The organism is Micromonospora sp. NPDC048063 (genome assembly GCF_043202855.1).
GTDB lineage: Bacteria > Actinomycetota > Actinomycetes > Mycobacteriales > Micromonosporaceae > Micromonospora.
The window spans coordinates 48,376-67,982 of sequence record NZ_JBIDBG010000004.1 but is presented as its reverse complement, the minus strand read 5'-3'; the positions used below and the strand labels follow the sequence as shown (position 1 = coordinate 67,982).

Annotated in this window: 14 protein-coding genes; 8 read left to right on the top strand and 6 right to left on the bottom strand. The window is 74.3% G+C overall.

From position 1 onward, the window contains the following. Positions 1-79: 79 nt before the first annotated feature. On the bottom strand, positions 80-1,252 hold the full coding sequence (locus ACGFZ2_RS12015; protein ID WP_393452686.1) for a DNA recombination protein RmuC: 1,173 nt from the start codon (positions 1,250-1,252) through the stop codon (positions 80-82). A 53-nt stretch (positions 1,253-1,305) separates the two neighbouring features. Here ACGFZ2_RS12015 and ACGFZ2_RS12010 point away from each other — a divergent pair, with 53 nt between their 5' ends. Then, positions 1,306-2,064 carry a hypothetical protein gene (locus tag ACGFZ2_RS12010; protein WP_393452683.1) on the top strand — a complete coding sequence of 253 codons (759 nt, stop codon included), beginning with the start codon at positions 1,306-1,308 and terminating at the stop codon, positions 2,062-2,064. A 78-nt stretch (positions 2,065-2,142) separates the two neighbouring features. On the opposite strand, the gene ppc is transcribed toward ACGFZ2_RS12010, so the two are convergent. Continuing rightward, positions 2,143-4,929, bottom strand: a complete 2,787-nt coding sequence (gene ppc, locus ACGFZ2_RS12005) for a phosphoenolpyruvate carboxylase (RefSeq protein ID WP_393258609.1) — start codon at positions 4,927-4,929, stop codon at positions 2,143-2,145. Positions 4,930-5,033: 104 nt separating this feature from the next. Then, on the bottom strand, positions 5,034-6,053 hold the full coding sequence (locus tag ACGFZ2_RS12000) for a hypothetical protein (RefSeq protein ID WP_393258611.1): 1,020 nt from the start codon (positions 6,051-6,053) through the stop codon (positions 5,034-5,036). An 83-nt stretch (positions 6,054-6,136) separates the two neighbouring features. On the opposite strand from ACGFZ2_RS12000, the gene ACGFZ2_RS11995 reads away from it, so the two are divergent. Next, complete coding sequence (locus ACGFZ2_RS11995) at positions 6,137-7,177, top strand: S66 peptidase family protein (protein WP_393452680.1); 1,041 nt, start codon at positions 6,137-6,139, stop codon at positions 7,175-7,177. 121 nt (positions 7,178-7,298) lie between these two features. Here the strand turns inward: ACGFZ2_RS11995 and ACGFZ2_RS11990 are convergent, their stop codons facing one another. Then, the gene (locus ACGFZ2_RS11990; protein ID WP_393452677.1) at positions 7,299-8,249 is read right to left on the bottom strand and encodes a cyclase family protein; all 951 of its coding nucleotides are present in this window, start codon (positions 8,247-8,249) and stop codon (positions 7,299-7,301) included. Positions 8,250-8,514: 265 nt separating this feature from the next. Between ACGFZ2_RS11990 and mfd the strand changes: the two genes are divergently transcribed. From mfd to ACGFZ2_RS11970, 4 genes are read left to right on the top strand one after another with little or no spacing between them, the layout of a single operon-like run. Next, the gene (gene mfd / locus ACGFZ2_RS11985; protein WP_393258618.1) at positions 8,515-12,204 is read left to right on the top strand and encodes a transcription-repair coupling factor; all 3,690 of its coding nucleotides are present in this window, start codon (positions 8,515-8,517) and stop codon (positions 12,202-12,204) included. A 59-nt stretch (positions 12,205-12,263) separates the two neighbouring features. Continuing rightward, complete coding sequence (locus tag ACGFZ2_RS11980) at positions 12,264-13,034, top strand: hypothetical protein (RefSeq protein ID WP_393258621.1); 771 nt, start codon at positions 12,264-12,266, stop codon at positions 13,032-13,034. 2 nt (positions 13,035-13,036) lie between these two features. Continuing rightward, on the top strand, positions 13,037-14,008 hold the full coding sequence (locus tag ACGFZ2_RS11975; protein WP_393452674.1) for a nucleoside triphosphate pyrophosphohydrolase: 972 nt from the start codon (positions 13,037-13,039) through the stop codon (positions 14,006-14,008). A gap of 9 nt (positions 14,009-14,017) precedes the next feature. Continuing rightward, positions 14,018-15,637: a DUF885 domain-containing protein gene (locus ACGFZ2_RS11970; protein ID WP_393258625.1), complete on the top strand. Its 1,620-nt coding sequence runs from the start codon at positions 14,018-14,020 to the stop codon at positions 15,635-15,637. A 122-nt stretch (positions 15,638-15,759) separates the two neighbouring features. On the opposite strand, the gene ACGFZ2_RS11965 is transcribed toward ACGFZ2_RS11970, so the two are convergent. Next, positions 15,760-16,698 (bottom strand): NAD(+) diphosphatase, encoded by a 939-nt coding sequence (locus tag ACGFZ2_RS11965; protein ID WP_393452671.1) that lies wholly within the window; start codon positions 16,696-16,698, stop codon positions 15,760-15,762. Next, positions 16,695-17,387 carry a hypothetical protein gene (locus ACGFZ2_RS11960; RefSeq protein ID WP_393452668.1) on the bottom strand — a complete coding sequence of 231 codons (693 nt, stop codon included), beginning with the start codon at positions 17,385-17,387 and terminating at the stop codon, positions 16,695-16,697. The genes ACGFZ2_RS11965 and ACGFZ2_RS11960 overlap by 4 nt, the downstream gene beginning before the upstream one ends. Before the next feature lie 234 nt (positions 17,388-17,621). On the opposite strand from ACGFZ2_RS11960, the gene eno reads away from it, so the two are divergent. Then, a complete protein-coding gene (eno, locus tag ACGFZ2_RS11955) occupies positions 17,622-18,905 on the top strand; it encodes a phosphopyruvate hydratase (RefSeq protein ID WP_350703373.1) in 1,284 nt (427 codons plus the stop codon). A gap of 31 nt (positions 18,906-18,936) precedes the next feature. Beyond that, positions 18,937-19,581 (top strand): septum formation initiator family protein, encoded by a 645-nt coding sequence (locus tag ACGFZ2_RS11950; RefSeq protein WP_393453643.1) that lies wholly within the window; start codon positions 18,937-18,939, stop codon positions 19,579-19,581. Positions 19,582-19,607: the final 26 nt, after the last annotated feature.

Here is a 19,607-nt window from a genome sequence, read left to right as displayed (position 1 = left end):
CTACCGGCGAGTTCGTTGTGACCACTTCGTGACGTGCGTAAATGCGCATTGTCACATCGGAGGTGGTACGAATCGGCCGTCAGTCCACGGTCGACCCGCCGGTCGGCGCGTCGGCCGTGCCCAGCAGCTCCGGCGCCTGCGGCTGGCGGGGGGCCAGCTCGACCTGCGTCGGGGCGGCCAGCTCCTCGTCGGAGACCCCCAGCTCGGCGAGCTTGCGGGCGCTGACCAGCACCCGGGCCTCCAGCGACCCCACCGCCCGGTTGTACGCGGTCACCGCCCCGCCCAGCGACGCGCCCAGCTTGCCGACGTGGTCGCCCAGTGTGGACAGCCGGCCGTACAGCTCGCGGGCCAGCGAGTGCACCGCCACCGCGTTGCGGGCCAGCGCCTCCTGCCGCCACGAGTAGGCGACGGTGCGCAGCAGCGCCACCAGGGTGGCCGGCGTCGCCAGCACCACGTTGCGGGCGAACGCGTGCTCCAGCAGCGTCGGGTCGCGCTGCAACGCGACGTCGAGGAACGGGTCGGCCGGCACGAAGAGCACCACGAACTCCGGCGTACTGTCGAACGCGGCCCAGTAGGACTTGGCGGCCAGCGCGTCGACGTGTGCCCGCAGGTGCCGCGCGTGCGCGTCGAGGTGGGTGTCACGGCCCCGCTCGTCGCGGGCCTCCATCGCGGTCAGGTAGGCGTCGAAGGGCGCCTTGGCGTCCACCACCACCGACCGGCCCCCGTGCAGCCGGACCACCAGGTCGGGGCGGACCCCCTGGTGGTCGGTGGCGGCGGTGACCTGCTCGGAGAAGTCGCAGTGCTCCAGCATGCCGGCCGCCTCCACGATCCGGCGCAGTTGGTGCTCGCCCCAGCGGCCCCGCACCTGCGGCGCCCGCAGCGCCGCCACCAACTGCTTGGTCTCGGTGCGCAGCTCGCCGGAGACGGTGCTCATCGTGCGGACCTGTTCGCGCAGCTCGGCGTAGGCGTCGACCCGGTCCCGCTCCAGCTCGGCCACCCGTTGCTCGTATCGGCGCAGCGTCTCGTGCAGCGGGGCCACCGCTCGGGCGACGGCCTCCTGGGACTGCGCGGTCGCCTCGTAGCTGAGCGCCCGCATGGACTGCTCCAGCCGGCCCTCGCCCTCCCGGGTGGCCCGCAGCGTGGCGTCCAGCCGGGCGATGTCGGTGGCCGAGCGGGCCCGGGCGGCGTACCAGCCCACCGCGCCTCCGGCGGCGAGGCAGACGACCACCACGGCCAGCGTCGAGAAGTCCACCACCGGAGCTTGCCAGACGCGTACGGCCGGACCGGCCCGGGTACGTTCGTGCCATGGAAATTCTGCTGGTGGTGATCCTGGCGGCGCTGCTGGTGGGCGCGTTCGTCTGGTGGCGGCGGGAGCGTGCCGCCCGGGAGGCGCGGAGCCTGGCCGACGTGCGGGCCGACGCCCAGCGTTGGTACGAGCGCCTGGGCGGACAGGTGATGAACCTGCACGGCGACCACCCGGCGGTCCGCCAGGCGCTGGTCGACGCGGGCGAGCGCTACAACGCGGCCGGCGGCCAGCTCGAACAGGCCCGGACCGTCCAGCAGTACCGCCTGGCCCGGGAGACCGCGCTGGAGGGGCTGACGTACGCCCGGGCCGCCCGGGTGGCGCTCGGCATCGACCCCGGCCCCGAGCTGCCCCCGCTGGCCGCCGCGCAGGGCGCCGGCGAGCTGACCCGGGAGCGGCAGGTCGACGTGCGGGGGCAGACGTTCAAGGCGGGCCCGCAGCCGGGCCGGGACACGCCCTACTACTACCCGGGCGGGCGCTACCAGGGCCGGCCGGTGCCGGCGGGCTGGTACTCCACGCCGTGGTGGAAGACCGCGCTGGGCGCGGGGGCGGGCGTGGTCGGCGGCCTGTTGATCGCCGACGCGCTCTTCTCGCCGGCCTTCGCCGACCCGGGCTACGGCTACGCGGCCGGCTACGAGGAGGGCTTCGGTGACGGCGCCGACTACGGCGACCAGCCCGGCGATTTCGGCGGCGGGGACTTCGGTGGCGGCGATTTCGGCGGCGGGGACTTCGGCGGCGGCGATTTCGGCGGCGGCGACTAGTGAGCTCCCGCCGGTCGCCGTGTTAGGAAGGGCACCTTGCTATACAAAATCCGTTAACAAGGTGCCCTTCCTTACACCTCAGCCGGTGTTGCGCATGCCGGCGGCGATGCCGTTGACCGTGGTCAGCAGGGCACGCTCCAGCGCGGTGCCGTCGCTCGGGGCCCGTCGGCCGCCCGGCGCGGTCGCCAACGCCCGGCCCGCCGCCCCGGACTCCCGGTACTGGCGCAGCAGGGCGACCTGGAGGTGGTGCAGCGGCTCCAGGTAGGTGTCGCGGACGGCCAGGGTGCGCTGGAGCACCGGGGAGCCCTCCAGCAGGGCGGGCGAGGCGGTCACCGCCAGCACCTCCTGCTTGGTCAGCTCGTACTCCTGCTCGATCTTGTGGAAGATCGGGTGCAGCTTCTTCGGCACCAGCGTCTCGACGTACCGGCGGGCGATGCTCAGGTCGGTCTTGGTGAGCATCATCTCCACGTTGGACAGGAACGTGCGGAAGAAGTGCCAGTTGCGGTGCATCTCGGCCAGCACGTCCTCCAGCCCCGCCGCCCGCGCCGCGGCCAGCCCGGAGCCGACCCCGAACCAGCCGGGCACGATCTGCCGGGTCTGGGTCCAGCCGAACACCCACGGGATGGCGCGCAGGCCGCCGAGCCCGGCCCCGGTGTTGGGTCGCTTCGCCGGACGGGAGCCGATGTTCAGCGCCCCGAGCAGCTCGGTCGGCGTGGACGCCCAGAAGTACGCGGGCAGGTCCGGGTCCTCGACCAGTGACCGGTACGACCGGAAGGCCGAGTCGGAGACCAACTCCATCGTCGCGTCCCAGCGTTCCAGCATCTCGGCGGGCTGCCGGGGTGCGGTGTGCAGCAGCGTGGCCTGGAGCACCGCGGCCAGGGTCAGCTCCAGGTTCTCCCGGGCCAGCGACGGCAGCGAGTACTTGTCGGAGATGACCTCGCCCTGCTCGGTCACCTTGATCGCGCCGTCCAGCGTGCCGTACGGCTGGGCCAGGATCGCCTCGTGCGTCGGCCCGCCGCCGCGCCCGACCGTGCCGCCGCGGCCGTGGAAGAGGCGCAGGTGCACGCCGTGCCGGGCGGCCACGTCGCGCAGCGCGCGCTGGGCCCGGTGGATGGACCACTGGCTGGTGGTGATGCCGGCCTCCTTGTTGGAGTCGGAGTAGCCCAGCATCACCTCCTGCACGTCGCCCCGCGCGGCGACCAGCGCCCGGTAGGCCGGCAGGGACAGCAGTTCGTCGAGCAGCTCGCCGCCCGAGTTCAGCTCGCTCGGGGTCTCCAGCAGCGGCACGAACCCGATCCGGGACCGGCCGCTGTGCACGTCGACCAGGCCGGCCTCGCGGGCCAGCACCACCGCGGCGAGCACGTCGTCCACCCCGAGGGTCATCGAGATGATGTACGACTCGATGACCTCCGCGCCGAACCGGTCCTGCGCCTCACGGATGGTGCCGAAGACGTCGAACGTCTTGCGTGTCGCCTCGGTCAGCGGCGTGTCCAGCGTGGACAGGGGTCGGCGGCCGGCCAGCTCGTCGGCGAGCAGCTTGGTCCGCTCGAGGCGGCTCAGCGAGGGGTAGTCGGAGACCTCGCCGACGGCCGCGTAGAGCTGGGCCAGCACCGCGTGGTGGGCCTCGGCGTGCTCCCGCACGTCCATGGTCGCCAGGTGCAGCCCGAACGCGGAGACCGTGCGGATGGTGGAGGCGAGCCGGCCCACGGCGGTGAGCTGGCCGGAGTTGCGGGCCAGCGAGGCGCGCAGCAGCTCCAGGTCGGCGATCAGCTCGGCCGAGCCGCGGTAGTCCCGGCCGGGCACGTGCGCGGTGCCCTGCCGCAGCCGCTGCCGGGTGTTGGCCAGCTTCGCCTTCACGCAGCGGGCCTTGAGCCGGTAGGGCTCCTCGGCGTTGACCCGGCGGAACCGGGGCGCCACCTCGGGCAGCGCGTCCAGGTCGGCGGCGAGGCTGGCGGAGAGGTCCAGCGACACCCCGCGCAGCCGCCGGGACACCGACACCTCGTTGATCAGGTGGTCCATCGCCTTCTCGGTGGCCTCGATGCCGTGCTCGTGCTGGATGGTCAGCACCTCGCGGGTCACGGTCGGGGTGACGAACGGATTGCCGTCGCGGTCGCCGCCGATCCAGGTGCCGAAGGTCAGCGGCCGGGCGGTCGGGGAGGTCTCCACGCCGAGGGTGCGCAGCGTGTCGGCGAGGTCGTCGAGCACCTGCGGCGCCGCCTCGGCGTAGAGGTCGCGCAGGTAGTAGATGGCGTTGCGGGCCTCGTCGGTCGGGTCGGGCCGGTCCAGCCGCAGCTCGTCGGTCTGCCACATCAGGTCGAGCAGCTCGGCGAGGCGGCGGTTGGCCGGGCCCTCGTCGCTGGCGCCGTAGAGGATCGCGTTGGCGGTCTCGGTGTCCAGTTCGTCGGCGATCGCGCGCAGCTTGGACAGGATCGACCGGCGGGCCGCCTCGGTCGGGTGGGCGGTGAAGACCGGGCGTACCGCCAGCCGCCGCGCCGCCGCGGCGATCTCCTCGGCCGGCACCCCGCGCTCGGCGATCATCTTGGCCGCCTGGTCCAGCCAGCCGCCCTGGACGGCCCGGCGGCGGCGCAGGTCCCGGGCCCGGTGCACCTGCTCGGTGATGTTGGCCAGGTGGAAGTAGGTGGAGAAGGCGCGGGCCAGCTTGGTGCCGGTGGTGACGTCGAGGCCGGCGAGACGCTGGGCGGCGCTCGGGGCGTCGGAGCGGACCAGCGCGCGGATCTCCTCGACCAGGTCGAGCAGCGGTCGACCCTCCTGGCGGGCGAGGGTCTGCCCGAGCAGGGTGCCGAGGCGGCGGATGTCGGCTCGCAACGCGGCGTCGGGGCCGTCGTGGTCGTGCTGGTCGCTCACGGGGCGCTCCTTACGTGAGTACGAAGGACAGCGCTGTCCGATCCCCTGGATCGTATCCACGACGACCCCGCCGTCAGGAGGGGGTCCCGATTTCGTCCCATTCCTCAGTCCGTTGGAGACGCGGGGCGCCCGGCATGGCGGGGCGCCGCCCGCCGGCCCCGGACCAGGCTGGCGGTGAGCAGCCCGGCCGCGCCGAGGACGCACCACAGGGCGAGCCCGGTCACGGCCCAGCCGGTCGACCGGCGGTCGAAGTAGACGACGGACTTCAGCAGGTCGGTGGCCAGTCCCGGCACGTTCCACCGGTGCATTCCGCGCAGCCAGGTGGGGAGGAACTCGGGGGCGTAGATGCCGCCGGAGCCCGGGTTGCCGAGCACCACCAGCAGCAGGATCACCAGCCCGGTGCCGAGCAGCCCCAGCCAGCCCTGCACGGCGGAGGCGACCATCGCCGCCGCGAACACCGCCAGCGTCCCGGTGGCGGCGACGCCCACCAGGTCGTGGTCCCAGACGCCGAGGACCGGGCCGACCACGACCGCGCCGAGGGCCCCGAGCACCAGGCTGTACGCCGCCAGCGCGGCGATCCGCAGCCCGGCGCGGCGTGGTCCGCGCGGCGCGGTGCCGTTGCCGAGGCCGAGGACGGTGGAGGCGAGGTAGCCGCCGAGGACGTACCCGACGGCCAGGTAGAACGGGACCAGCCCGCGGGGGTCGGTCCCGGCCACCGGCACCTCGTCGGTCACCCGCAGCGGGAGTTCGGCCTGCCGCGCGGCGGTGGAGAGCACCTGCGCGACGACGTCGGCCGCGGCGGGCGAGGCGGCGCTGGCGGTGGTCAGGGCCAGCCCGCCCTCGGCCGTGGCGGCGAGCACGCCGTACACCTCGCGGGTGGTCAGGCCGTCGTCGGCGGCGCCCGGGTCGTCGTACTCGACGGGTTTGATCTTGTCGGTCTGGTTGCGTACGGCGTCGAGGAGGGCCTGCGCCTTCTGGTCGCCGCGCACCACCCCGACGGGCACGTCGCGCGGGGTCGGCTGGTGCAGCGCGCCGACGTAGGCGGCGATGAACGCGGTGGCGAGCGCGAGGGTGCCGAGCAGCAGCCCCACGGTCCGCAGCCGGTTGCGCGCCCCCTCGTCCACGCCGCCAGCCTAGGGCGGCTTTCGGGGCTTTCGTCGCGGTTATTCGGGCGGAAACCGTTCGACTGACCCGATAGCGTCCGATCATGACGTCGCCGAACTATCCCCCGAAACCCCGCCCCGGCGACCGGGTCGCGGTCGTCTCGCCCTCCGCCGGCCTGCCCGCGATCTTCCCCCACGTGTACGAGCTGGGGCTGCGCCGGCTGCGCGAGGAGTTCGGCCTGGAGCCGGTGGAGTACCCGACGACCCGGGTGATGGACGCCGACCCGCGCGACCGGGCGCGGGACCTGACCGCCGCCTTCGCCGACCCGACGATCACCGCCGTGCTCGCCACGATCGGCGGGGACGACCTGATCACGGTCACCCCGCACCTGGACGACGCGGTGCTGCGGGCCAACCCGAAGCCGTACTTCGGGTACTCCGACAACACGAACGTGCTCAACCACCTGCACCGGCTGGGGATCGTGGCCTACCACGGCGGGTCGGTGCTGGTGCACCTCGGCCGAGCCGGCAGGCCGCACCCGCTGACGTTCGACTCGCTGCGCGCCGCCCTCTTCACCTCCGGCTGGTACGACCTGACGCCCGCGCCGGAGTGGGGCGACCGGCCGAACGACTGGCGGGACCCGGCGTCGCTGGCCCACGAGCCGGAGATGCTGCCGGGGGAGGGCTGGCGCTGGCAGGGGCCGTCGAGGGTCGTCGAGGGGTGCACCTGGGGCGGCAACCTGGAGATCCTGCACTGGCTGCTCGCCGCCGACCGGCTCCCGTCGGCCGGGGCACTGGCCGGGTCGGTGCTGATCGTCGAGACGTCGGAGGAGATGCCCTCGGCGACCGAGGTGTTCCGGATCCTGCGCAACATGGGCGAGCGGGGCCTGCTCGCCGCGTTCCCGGCGGTGCTGGTCGGCCGGGCGAAGGCATGGGACTTCGAGCGGCCGCACTCCGTGCCCCAGCGGCGGGAGTGGGCCGACGCCCAGCGGGAGGCGGTCACCCGGGCGCTCGCCGCCTACAACCCGGACGCCGTGGTGGTGTTCGACGTCGACCTCGGCCACACCGACCCGCAGCTGATCGTCCCGTACGGCGGCGAGATCCGGGTGGACGCGGTCGAGCGCCGGATCTCGGTGCGCTACTGACCACCCGCCGCTGTCGGCGCTCGCTCGGTGGAACGTCACGGGTGTCAACGAACCGTCCTGACACCCATGGCGTTCCACCGAAGCCGCCCGTCCGCCCGCTTGCGGGCCGGGCCGGGCGAGGTCAGGCCGGGACGACGGCGAAGGCGCGGACGGGGAAGGTGCCCATCCCGGCGACCAGCGGCGGAGCGGCGGTGAACCGGAAACCGCTCGGGGGCAGGGCGTCGAGGCCGGTCAGGTGCTCCACGATCGGGACGCCGGCCGCCAGCAGCGTGCTGTGCGCCGGGCGTTCGCCGGCGGCGGCCGGGCTCATGTCGTCGATGTTGATCGAGTCGATGCCGACCAGGGCGGCGCCCGCCTCGACCAGGGCCCGGGCGCCCTCCCCGGTGAGGTGGGGCGCCTCCGGCGCGCTGTACCGGTCGGTGCCGAAGTGCGCGTCCCAGCCGGTGTGCAGCAGCACTGCCCGCCCGGCGACGTCGTACGGGGCCAGCATCAGCCGGTCGATCGCGCGGGTGCCGGCCGGCACCCGGACCACGGTGCCGGGCAGGTCGGCGAGGCGGTCCAGCGGCGTGCCGGCGAGGTCGGCGCCCTCGGCGTAGCGGTGCGCGGGGGTGTCCAGGTACGTGCCGGTGTTGGCGATCATGTCGATCCGCCCCACCTGGAACTCGGTGCCCGGGGCGTAGTTCGCCCGGGACGCGTCGCGGGTCAGCCACTCGCTGATCCGCGGGGCCGGCCAGCCCGGCAGGGTGGTCATCCCGTCGGTGACCACGTGGCTCAGCTCGACCAGCCGCCGCCCGTCCGCGCCGCCCGGGCCGGCCGCACTGTCCGGATCGGCCGCGCCGTCCGGGCCGGTCAGGCCCCGGCCGCCCTTGTGCGGCTCCTCGATGATCGTCTTGTCGCTGATCCGCACCTCGGCCACCATCAGCAGCCCGAGGTGCCGGACGAACAGCGCCGCCAGCTCGTCGTCGCCGATCTCCCGGCCGGGGATGTCGAGCCGGAACCCGTCGGTCCGCAGCCCGCCGCCGTTGGCGAAGGTGACCTCCGCGTCGAACTGTGCCCGCCACTGACTGCTCATGATCGAAGCCGACCACGCCGGCGCTGCCCTGGTCAAGATCCGGTCCCGATCGGCGCTGCCCTGGTCAAGATCCGGTCCTGCCCGGGGCCGGCCCGGGTCGGGATCGGGGTTCCACGCCAGGCGCCGCCGTCGGCTCTGGGCGAGATTGTCCCCGCCGCGAGATAGGCTGGCGGGCGTGCACCCCCCGTCCCGACGGACGCGGGGCTTCTGTCGTGCTGCGGCGCTGCCGCGTGCCGAGCCGGCGATCCCACGGGAAGTGATTGACATGCTCACCGGTCTGTTCTCCGCCGCCCTGGCCGACCCCGGGCTGGCCCGGGCACGTGACCTGGCGCGCTCCGGTGCCGCGCAGGTCGACGGCCTCGACATCACCGCGCCGCCCGCGCTGCGCCCGTTCGCGGTCGCCGCGGTCGCGGCGGACCCGGTCGGCGGCGGTGCCCGAGGCGGCGGGGCGGCTGGCGGTGCCCGAGGCGAAGGGTCGGGTGGCGGCGCGGGCCGCCCCGTGCTCGCCGTGACCGCGACCACGCGGGAGGCCGACGACCTGGCCTCGGCGCTGGGCGCCCTGCTCCCGCCCGAGCAGGTGGCGGTCTTCCCGTCCTGGGAGACGCTGCCGCACGAGCGCCTGTCACCCCGATCCGACACGGTCGGCCGGCGGCTGGCCGTGCTGCGCCGGCTCGCGCACCCGGGGGCGGCCGACGCGCACGGCCGCACCGGTCCGCTGCGGGTGGTCGTGGCGCCCGTCCGGTCGCTGCTCCAGCCGCAGCTCAAGGGGCTCGGCGACCTGGAACCCGTGCAGCTCGCCGCCGGCCAGGAGGCCGACCTGGAGGAGGTCGCCCGCCGGCTGACCGACATGGCGTACGCGCGGGTCGACCTGGTCACCAAGCGGGGCGAGTTCGCCGTACGCGGTGGCATCCTCGACATCTTCCCGCCCACCGACGAGCACCCGTCCCGGGTCGAGTTCTGGGGCGACGAGGTGGAGGAGATCCGCACCTTCGCCGTCGCCGACCAGCGGACCATCGAGCAGGTGCCGCAGCTGTGGGCGCCGCCCTGCCGGGAGCTGCTGCTCACGCCGTCGGTGCGGAAGCGGGCCGCCGCTCTCGCCGAGGAGCACCCGGAGCTGGCCGAGATCCTCGACAAGCTGGCCGAGGGCATCCCCGTCGAGGGGATGGAGTCCCTCGCCCCGGCGCTGATCGGCGCCGACTCGATGGAGTTGCTGCTGGACTGCATGCCGGCCGGCACCCACGTGCTGCTGTGCGACCCGGAGCGGATCCGCACCCGGGCGCACGACCTGGTGCGTACCTCCGAGGAGTTCCTCCAGGCGAGCTGGGCGGCGGCCGCCGTCGGCGGGCAGGCCCCGGTCGACCTCGGCGCCGCCGCCTTCCGGACCCTGGCGGACGTCCGCGCCGCCGCCGCGCGGCTGCGCCGGCCCTGGTGGACGCTGTCGCCGTTCGGCCTGGCCGAGGCGGAGGGCGCTCCGGCGCGGGAGCCCTGGGAGGACGAGCCGGGCGAGGTGGACGTCACCCCCGACGACGCGATCGCGGTGACCCTGGCCGCGCAGCCGGCCCCGCTCTACCACGGCGAGACCGCCCGGGTCGTCGACGACCTGAAGCGCTGGGCCGGCGAGGGCTGGTCGATCGCGCTGGTCTTCGAGGGGCACGGCCCCGCCCAGCGGGCGGTCGAGGTGCTCCGCGACGCCGGTCTCGGCGCGCGGCTGACCGAGGAGATCCCGGCCGCCCCCGCCCCCGGCGAGCTGCTGGTCAGCTGCGGCAACCTGGCCAGCGGCTTCGTCGACGAGGCGTCCCGGTTCGTGCTGCTCACCGGCAACGACGTCACCGGCGGGCGGGGCACCTCCACGCGAGACATGCGCAGGATGCCGAGCCGGCGGCGCAACACCATCGACCCGCTGGAGCTGAAGGCCGGCGACCACGTCGTGCACGAGCAGCACGGCATCGGCCGCTACGTCGAGCTGGTGCAGCGCACCGTCAACGGCGCGTCCCGGGAATACCTGGTCATCGAGTACGCCCCGAGCAAGCGCGGCCAGCCCGGCGACCGGCTCTTCGTCCCCACCGACCAGCTCGACCAGCTCTCCCGCTACGTGGGCGGCGAGCAGCCGACCCTGCACAAGATGGGCGGCTCGGACTGGCAGAAGTCCAAGGCCCGGGCCCGCAAGGCGGTCAAGGAGATCGCCGCGCAGCTCATCCAGCTCTACGCCGCCCGGAAGGCGTCCAAGGGGCACAACTTCGGCCCCGACACGCCGTGGCAGCGGGAGCTGGAGGACGCCTTCCCGTGGCAGGAGACGCCGGACCAGCTCGCGGCGATCGAAGAGGTCAAGCGGGACATGGAGCAGACCGTCCCGATGGACCGGCTGATCTGCGGCGACGTCGGCTACGGCAAGACGGAGATCGCCGTCCGGGCGGCGTTCAAGGCGGTGCAGGACGGCAAGCAGGTGGCGGTGCTGGTGCCCACCACCCTGCTCGTGCAGCAGCACTACAACACGTTCGCCGAGCGGATGAGCCAGTTCCCGGTGACGATCAGACAGCTCTCCCGCTTCCAGACGCCCAAGGAGGCCGAGCAGGCCCTGGCGATGGCCGCCGAGGGCACCGCCGACATCGTCATCGGCACCCACCGGCTGCTCCAGGCGGCCACCCGGTTCAAGTCGCTCGGCCTGGTCATCGTCGACGAGGAGCAGCGCTTCGGCGTCGAGCACAAGGAGCACCTGAAGACGATGCGCGCCTCGGTCGACGTGTTGAGCATGTCGGCCACCCCGATCCCGCGCACCCTGGAGATGGCGATCACCGGCATCCGGGAGATGTCCACCATCGCCACCCCGCCCGAGGAGCGGCACCCGGTGCTGACCTTCGTCGGGGCGTACGACGAGCGGCAGGTGGCCGCCTCCATCCACCGCGAGCTGCTCCGCGACGGGCAGGTCTTCTACCTGCACAACCGGGTCGAGTCGATCGAGAAGGCGGCCCGGAAGCTCCGCGAGCTGGTGCCCGAGGCCCGGGTGGCGGTGGCGCACGGCCAGATGGGCGAGGAGGCGCTCGAGAAGGTGATGGTCGGCTTCTGGGAGAAGGAGTTCGACGTCCTGGTCTGCACCACGATCGTGGAGTCCGGCATCGACATCCCCAACGCCAACACCCTGATCGTGGAGCGTGCCGACCTGCTCGGCCTGGCCCAGCTGCACCAGATCCGGGGCCGGGTCGGCCGGGGCCGGGAGCGGGCGTACGCGTACTTCCTCTACCCGCCGGAGAAGCCGCTGACCGAGCACGCCCACGAGCGGCTGGCCACCATCGCCCAGCACACCGAGCTGGGCGCCGGCATGTACGTGGCGATGAAGGACCTGGAGATCCGGGGCGCCGGCAACCTGCTCGGCGGCGAGCAGTCCGGGCACATCGAGGGCGTCGGCTTCGACCTGTACGTGCGGATGGTCGGCGAGGCGGTGCAGGCGTTCAAGGGGGAGCGCCCGGAGGAGGAGACCGAGGTCAAGGTCGACCTGCCGGTCGACGCGCACCTGCCGCACGACTACGTCGGCGTGGAGCGGCTGCGCCTGGAGATGTACCGCAAGCTCGCCGAGGCGCGCGACGAGGAGCGGCTGCGCGAGGTGGTCGCCGAGATGACCGACCGGTACGGCGAGCCGCCCGCCCCGGTGCAGAACCTGGTCGCGGTGGCGCGGTTCCGGCTGCTGGCCCGCCGCTACGGCCTCACCGACGTCTCCATGCAGGGCAAGCACATCCGGTTCGGCCCGTTGCCGCTGCCCGACTCGAAGCAGCTGCGGCTCAAGCGCTACCACCCCGACTCGGTCTACAAGTCGGCGCTCGACCAGGTCAGCGTGCCCCGGCCGAGCACCCGGCGGATCGGCGGCGAGCCGCTGCGCGACCAGGCCCTCCTGGAGTGGTGCGCCCAGCTCCTCTCCGACGTGCTGGGCGAGCCGGCGGCGGTCGGGGTGCCGGCCCGGTGAGCGGGGCGACGGGTGGGCGGCGTCACACGGGCCGCGGGCGGCATGAGAGAGTGGCCGTCATGCGTGCTCGCCGTCTTGTCGCCGTCGCCAGCGTGGCGATCGGCCTCGTCGCCCTTTCCGGTTGCCGTGCCGAGCCCGGTGTCGCCGCCTACGTGGGCGACCAGCGCATCACCGAGGATGCCGTCGCCGGGGTCATGACTGACCTGCGGACGAAGAACCCGACCCCGGGCGGGGAGTCCGCCGCCCCCGACGCCCGGCCCTCGGCGCCCGCGCCGCAGCTGCCCGGGCGCGGCGAGGTCGTCAGTGTGCTGGTGCTGAGCGAGGTCTGCGCACAGGTCTCGGCGGAGAAGAACTACCAGCCCCGGGGGGCGGTGCCGGCGGCGCAGCTCGCCCAGCAGTTCGGCCTGTCGCCCGACACCGACTACGTGCGGCGGGTGGCCGACCTCTACACCTGCCTGTCCGGCGTGCCGACCGGGGCGCCGGCCGCGCCGACCGAGCAGGAGCTGCGGGACGTGGTGGCGGCGGGCCGCGAGGCGGGCGCCATCCCGGCCGACGTGACCGACGAGGCGGCCGCCGGCCAGCTCGACGGCGAGCAGTTCCGCACCGCGCTGGCCACCCGGAAGGCGCTGGCCGAGGCGGTCGCCGCGCACGACGTGACGGTCAACCCCCGCTACCGCCCGCTGGAGTTCCCGGTGCTGAGCTTCGCCGGCAACGCCCCGGCGGTGAGCGTGCCGCTGGGCGAGCCCGGCTCGGACGCGGTCACCGACGTCTCCACCCCGGATCCGCTGCCGCCCGCCGGGGCGGAGGCGGCCGGCCCGGCCGACAGCTGAGCATGCCGGCGCGGATCGTCCTGCTCGTCACCTCGCCCCGGCTGCCGGCCGGGCTGCTGACCGCCGCCGCCTGGGACGTCGTACGCCGGCATCCGGTGCTGGTGGGGGCGGAGAGCGAGCTGACCACGGCGGTCCGCGCGGCGGGCGCCGAGGTGACCGTGGTCGACGGCCCGGCGACGCAGGCGCTGCTGGACGCGGCGGCGGCGCACGGCACCGTGGTGTGGCTGGCCGGCCCGGCCGGCGACGAGTCGCTGGCCCGGGAGCTGGGCCTGCGGCTGGCCCGCGAGCCGGGGCTGGCCGAGCTGGAGCTGATGTACGGCTCGTGGGACCCGCCGGGCGCCCGGCTGCTCGACGCGGTGGCGGTGATGGACCGGCTGGTCTCGCCGGGCGGCGACCCGTGGAAGCGGGCGCAGACCCACCGCAGCCTCGCGGGCTTCCTGCTGGAGGAGTGCTACGAGGCGTACGACGCGATCAGCGCCGAGGACACCGACGCGCTGCGCGAGGAGTTGGGCGACGTGCTGCTCCAGGTGGTGCTGCACGCCCGGCTCGCCGAGGAGCTGCCCGAGGGGCGGCGGTGGACCGTCGACGACGTGGCCGGGGGCCTGGTCGACAAGATGGTCCGGCGCAACCCGCACGTCTTCGCGGAGGGCGAGGCGGGCACGCTGGAGGAGATCGAGGCGAGTTGGGAGCGGATCAAGCGGGCCGAGAAGGCGCGTGACTCGGTGCTGGACGGCATCGCGCTGAGCCAGCCCGCGCTCGCCCTGGCCGCCAAGATCCTCGACCGCGCCGGCCGGGTCGGGCTCGCCGTGCCGCCCCCGCTGGCGGAGTCCCAGGTGGACCCGGAGGCGCGGCTCGGCGCGGGCCTGCTCGCCACGGTGGCAGCGGCCCGCGAGGCCGGCCTGGACGCGGAGGCGGCCCTGCGCCGAGCCGCCCTCGCCTACGCGGACGCGGTCAGGACGGCCGAACGCCGGTAGGGTCGGTGGGTGGAATCCTTTGTGCCGCTCGCCGAGCGGATCGTCGACGCGTTGCTGGAGAGCCGGCCGGGGCTCGCGACCTCCACCGGGGACCACCGGTACGACGACCGGTTGCCGGATCTCTCCGCGACCGCCGCCGCGGCCGATCAGGCGATGCTGAGGGAGGCCGCCGACGCGCTTTCCGAGCTGGACCCGGACGCGCTGGAGGTCGAGGAGCGGGTCGACCACGCCCTGCTCACCTCGTTCGTGGACCAGGCGCTGTTCGAGTGGGCCGAGATCCGCGCGCACGAGTGGGACCCGCTGGTACACAATCCGGGGCCGCTGCTGCACGCGCTGGCCGCCCGCCCGTACGCCCCGGTCGAGGAGCGGCTGACCAGCCTGGCCGGCCGGCTCGCGGCGGTGCCGGACGCGCTGGCGACCGCCCGCGCCACGCTGCGCGACATGCCGCGCATCCACGCCGAGACGGCGGTCGGGCAGTTCACCGGCACGGCGGCGCTGATCCGCGACGAGGTGCCGGCCCTGCTCGCGCAGGCGCCCGCCCTGCACGACCGGGTCGAGCCGGCCGCCATCGCGGCGATCGCCGCGCTGGAGGAGTTCGTCGCGTGGCTGCGCGTGGGCCTGGCGGCCGACGCCGGCCCCGGGCGTGACCCGCGCCTGGGTCGCCGCCGCTGGGAGGCGCGGCTCTGGCACACCCTCGACACCGAGCTGGGCGCCGCCGAGATCCAGCGCCGGGCCTGGGCCAACCTGGACCGGGTCACCGAGGAGATCCGCGCGGCGGCCGTCGAGCTGGTCGGCGGCCCGGCCGACGACGAGACCGTGCGCCGCGCGCTGGACCTGCTGGCCGCCGAGCACCCCGACGACCACACCATCGTGGCGCTCGCCTCGGTGACCCTGGACGAGGCGACCGACTTCGTCCGCGCCCACGACCTGGTCACGTTGGTCGACGACCCCTGCGTGATCCAGGAGATGCCCGAGTTCGCCCGGGGCGTCGCGGTCGCCTACTGCGACTCGCCGGGCCCGCTGGAGACGGCGGCCGTGCCGACCTTCTACTGCATCGCGCCCACCCCGGCGGACTGGCCCGCGCAGCGGGTCGAGTCGTTCTACCGGGAATACAACGACCACATGATCCGCAACCTGACCGTGCACGAGGCGATGCCGGGGCACTTCCTCCAGCTCGCCCACGCCCGCCGGCACGTCGGCCCCACCCGGGTCCGGGCGCTGACCGAGTCGGGGCCGTTCATCGAGGGCTGGGCGGTCTACGCGGAGGAGCTGATGGTCGGCCTCGGCTTCGGCGGCCTGCCGGTCCGGTTGCAACAGCTCAAGATGCAGCTCCGGATGACCATCAACGCGCTGCTGGACCAGCTCGTGCACTGCGAGGGGCTGCCGGAGGCCGAGGCGATGGCCCTGCTGACCGGGCGGGGCTTCCAGGAGGAGGGCGAGGCGGCCGGCAAGTGGCGGCGCGCCCTGCTCACCTCGACGCAGCTCTCGACGTACTTCGTCGGCTACAGCGAGGTGGCCGAGATCGCTGCGGCCCGCCCGGCCGGCGTGTCGGTGCGCGACTGGCACGACGCGATGCTCGCCCACGACTGCCCGCCCCCGCGCCACCTGCGCACCCTGCTCGGCGTGTAAGGAAGGGCAACTAGTTAACGTTTTCGGTAGAGGAAGGGCCCCCTCCTAACAGCGCACGCGCCGCGCCCCGCGCGGTAGAGCACGCGTAGCGCCCCGCACGGTAGAGCACGCGCAGGGCACGCTCACCGCCGCGCGGCGGTCGCCGTCGCGTCGATCAGCCAGCGCGAGATGGAGTACGCGGGCGGCAGCTCCGCCGGCAGCCGGTCGAGCGGGAACCAGCGCGCCTCGGTCAGCTCCCGCCCGTCCACGACCGGCTCGGCGCCTGGGTCGGCGGCGGTGGCGGTGAAGCCGGTGAGCAGCACGTTCGGGCCGGAGAGCGCCCACGGCTGGCTGCCGAAGTAGGCCAGCCCGGCCAGCGTCAGCCCGACCTCCTCGCCGACCTCGCGGTGGGCGGCCGCCTCCAGCGTCTCGCCGGCCTCGACGAACCCGGCGACCAGCGCCCACAGCGCGGTCGGCCCGTACGCGTGCCGCACCAGCAGCAGCTCGTCGGGGCGGCCGGCCGGCCCGGGACGGGTGATCGCCACCAGCACGGCGGCGGAGAGCCGCATCGGCACGTACAGGTCGCAGTCGGGGCAGCGCCGGGCCGACTCCCCGGGCACGTCGGCCAGTTCGGCCCGGCAGGCCCCGCACCACCGGTGCGTACGCCGCCAGTCGACCACCGTCAGCGCCCGGCCGGCCAGCGTGGCGAGTGGCTCGGGTACCTCGGCGGCCAGCGACACCCAGCCGCGCCAGCGGGCCGGCAGCCCCGTCGCCCCGGATAGCTCCTCCTGCCCGGTCGCCTCGGCCGCCCACGCGGGGACGCCGTCCAGCGTGCCCAGCGGCACCCACGCGGTGTCGGCCGGCAGGTCGGCGACCCGCAGGACGGCGCCGTCGGCGGCGGTCAGCAGCTTGCGACCGGCCACCGGCAGGGCCAGGTCGGTCGGCGCGGGCGCGACGGCGCGGTCGGCCCCGGGGACGAACCCGCCCGGTCGTCCGCGACCCGACGCCGCGTGCCCACCAGCCGCACCGGACGGGGTGGCGGCCGTGCCGGCCGGGTTCGGGGCGGCGGCCGGGCCGGTCACGAGGTGGTCGTCCGGCGGTCCACCACGCCGGCGCCGGACGGCAGGGCGAACGCGGTGGCGTCGACCGTCTCGCGGTAGCGGTGCAGGGCCAGCTCGACCGGCTTGCCGTCGACCTGGCCGGTGAAGCTGCCCAGCGCCCCCTCGGTGGTCACGCAGGCGATGAAGTCGCCGCTCGACCGCTCCACGTCGACGCAGGTGGCATGGCGACCGGCGAGGGTGGTGTCGCTCTGCGTGATCACCGCGTCCGGTTCGAGCGCGGCGGCGGTCAGCAGCCCCACCACGATCGGCGGCGTGACCAGGCCCTGCTGCTTGGCCTCGGTGAACAGGGCCACCGAGGGCTTCGCGTTGGGCGCGGGCGGGGCCTCCAGGGTGCAGGTCGCCCGGCCGGCGGCGGTCTCGCAGCGGGTGGTCGCCTCCGGGGTGACGGTGAGCTTGCCGCCCGGCCAGGTGTAGGCGGAGCGGGCCGGCTCCTGGGCCTGGACGATGGTGGCGGTCTGCCCGCCGGGAAGTTGGTAGTCGGCCGAGTACGTCAGCTCCAGCGCCCCGTCCAGCCGGGCGGCCACGTCGTTGACCAGGTCGGCCCGCCCGATCGCCCGGCCGGCGTCGTCCAGGGTCTGACAGCCGGTCACCGTGAGCGACGCGATGACCGACACGGCGAGCATGCGGAGGGTGGTCGAGGCGGCGGGCATGGCGAACAGCGTGGCCGATCGGGTCAACCGCGCGCAAACCCGTTGCCGGTTGAGGCCCGAGAATTCGGGAATGTCTGTGTAAAGCGCCGCCGGAGGGCGGGTTCCGGATCCGGTCCCCGTGCGCCCGGACCGCCCGCGTCCGACGGCCGCCCGATACGCTGCGTTCAACACCTGCCTCAGCCGCACCGTCGCGGCCCGAACCGGACCGGAACCACACAAACGAGGAGCGACTCAGTGGCAACCATCGAGGGAATCGTCGCGCGGGAGATTCTGGACTCGCGGGGCAACCCGACCGTCGAGGTCGAGGTCGGGCTCGACGACGGCACGATCGCCCGTGCGGCGGTGCCCTCCGGCGCCTCCACCGGCGCCTTCGAAGCGATCGAGCTGCGCGACGGTGACGCCGACCGCTACCAGGGCAAGGGTGTCGAGAAGGCGGTCTCGAACATCGAGGACAAGATCGTCGACGAGCTCATCGGCTACGAGGCCAGCGAGCAGCGGCTGATCGACCAGAAGATGCTCGACATCGACGGCACCGACAGCAAGTCCGAGCTGGGCGCGAACGCCATCCTCGGCGTCTCCCTGGCCGTGGCCAAGGCGGCGGCCGGCAGCGCGGAGCTGAGCCTCTTCCGCTACCTGGGCGGCCCGAACGCGCACCTGCTGCCGGTGCCGATGATGAACATCCTCAACGGCGGCGCGCACGCGGACTCCAACGTCGACATCCAGGAGTTCATGATCGCGCCGATCGGCGCGCCCAGCTTCCGCGAGGCGCTGCGCTCCGGCGCGGAGGTCTACCACGCGCTGAAGTCGGTGCTGAAGAAGAAGGACCTCTCCACCGGCCTCGGCGACGAGGGCGGCTTCGCGCCGAACCTGCCCACCAACTCCGCCGCGCTGGACCTGATCGCCGAGGCGGTCGAGAAGGCCGGCTACCGGCTCGGCACCGACATCGTCTTCGCGCTCGACGTGGCCGCCACCGAGTTCTTCGACAACGGCACCTACACCTTCGAGGGCGCCGCGAAGACCGCCGAGGAGATGAGCAACTACTACACCAAGCTCATCGGCGACTACCCGATCGTGTCGATCGAGGACCCGCTGTCCGAGGACGACTGGACCGGGTGGCAGACCCTCACCGCCTCCGTCGGCGACCGCATCCAGATCGTGGGCGACGACCTGTTCGTCACCAACCCGCAGCGGATCGCCCGCGGCATCGCCGAGAACGCCGCCAACGCGGTCCTGGTCAAGGTCAACCAGATCGGTTCGCTGACCGAGACCCTGGACGCGGTGGACCTCGCCCACCGGGCCGGCTTCAAGTGCATGATGAGCCACCGCTCCGGCGAGACCGAGGACACCACCATCGCCGACCTGGCGGTGGCCACCGGCTGCGGCCAGATCAAGACTGGTGCCCCGGCCCGCTCGGACCGGGTCGCGAAGTACAACCAGCTCCTGCGGATCGAGGAGGAGTTGGCCGACGCGGCGCGGTACGCCGGGGCGGGCGCGTTCCCGCGCTACCGTTCGGCCTGAGACGCGCGAACCTCGGGGGAGGGGTGTGACGATGCAGCAGCGCCGCACACCGGGTGGTCAGCGTCCCGCCCGCCGGCCGGGTCACTCCGGCCGGCCGGGCGGGGCCCGGGGCGCCCGGGCCTCGGTCCGCGACGGCGGCGTCCGCGCCGAGCCGCGTGCCACCGCCGGTCGCGCACCGGGGACGGCCCGGGGCGCCGAGGGCGTACGCTCCGCGAACCGGCCCGCCGGGGCCCGTCGTACGGCGGCCGGCGGCACGGTCAAGCGGCTCACCGCACCCCGCTCCCGGGGCCTCACCGGGCGGGCCACCGTGCTGTTCGCGGTGCTGATCGCGCTCGCCCTGGCCTACACCTACCCGGTGCGGGTCTACCTCGACCAGCAGGCCGACATCGAGCGGATGGAGGCCGCCCAGGCGGCCCAGCGCGAGGTGATCGAGGGCCTCTCCGCCGAGGCGGCCAAGTGGCAGGACCCGGCGTACATCGAGACGAAGGCCCGGGAGCGGTTCTTCATGGTCCGCCCCGACGAGACGCTGCTGGTCGTGCTCTCCGACCCCGAGGGCGCCGCGCGGGACGCCGCCGGCGGGGCCGCCCAGTCGGCGAAGCCGGCCACGCCCGACCCCTGGTATGACACCCTCTGGTCCAGCGTGCGGGCCGCCAACGGCGACCAGCCCGACAAGTGAGCAGCACCCGAGCACCGAACGAGAGA

Excerpts from the sequence above, each read along its gene's own strand:
- mfd (WP_393258618.1), top strand. The coding sequence starts at position 8,515 with ATGCTCACCGGTCTGTTCTCCGCCGCCCTGGCCGACCCCGGGCTGGCC.
- ACGFZ2_RS12010 (WP_393452683.1), top strand. The coding sequence starts at position 1,306 with ATGGAAATTCTGCTGGTGGTGATCCTGGCGGCGCTGCTGGTGGGCGCG.
- ACGFZ2_RS11995 (WP_393452680.1), top strand. The coding sequence starts at position 6,137 with ATGACGTCGCCGAACTATCCCCCGAAACCCCGCCCCGGCGACCGGGTC.
- ACGFZ2_RS11960 (WP_393452668.1), bottom strand. The coding sequence starts at position 17,387 with ATGCCCGCCGCCTCGACCACCCTCCGCATGCTCGCCGTGTCGGTCATC.
- ACGFZ2_RS11950 (WP_393453643.1), top strand. The coding sequence starts at position 18,937 with ATGCAGCAGCGCCGCACACCGGGTGGTCAGCGTCCCGCCCGCCGGCCG.
- ACGFZ2_RS11980 (WP_393258621.1), top strand. The coding sequence starts at position 12,264 with ATGCGTGCTCGCCGTCTTGTCGCCGTCGCCAGCGTGGCGATCGGCCTC.
- ACGFZ2_RS11975 (WP_393452674.1), top strand. The coding sequence starts at position 13,037 with ATGCCGGCGCGGATCGTCCTGCTCGTCACCTCGCCCCGGCTGCCGGCC.
- ACGFZ2_RS11990 (WP_393452677.1), bottom strand. The coding sequence starts at position 8,249 with ATGAGCAGTCAGTGGCGGGCACAGTTCGACGCGGAGGTCACCTTCGCC.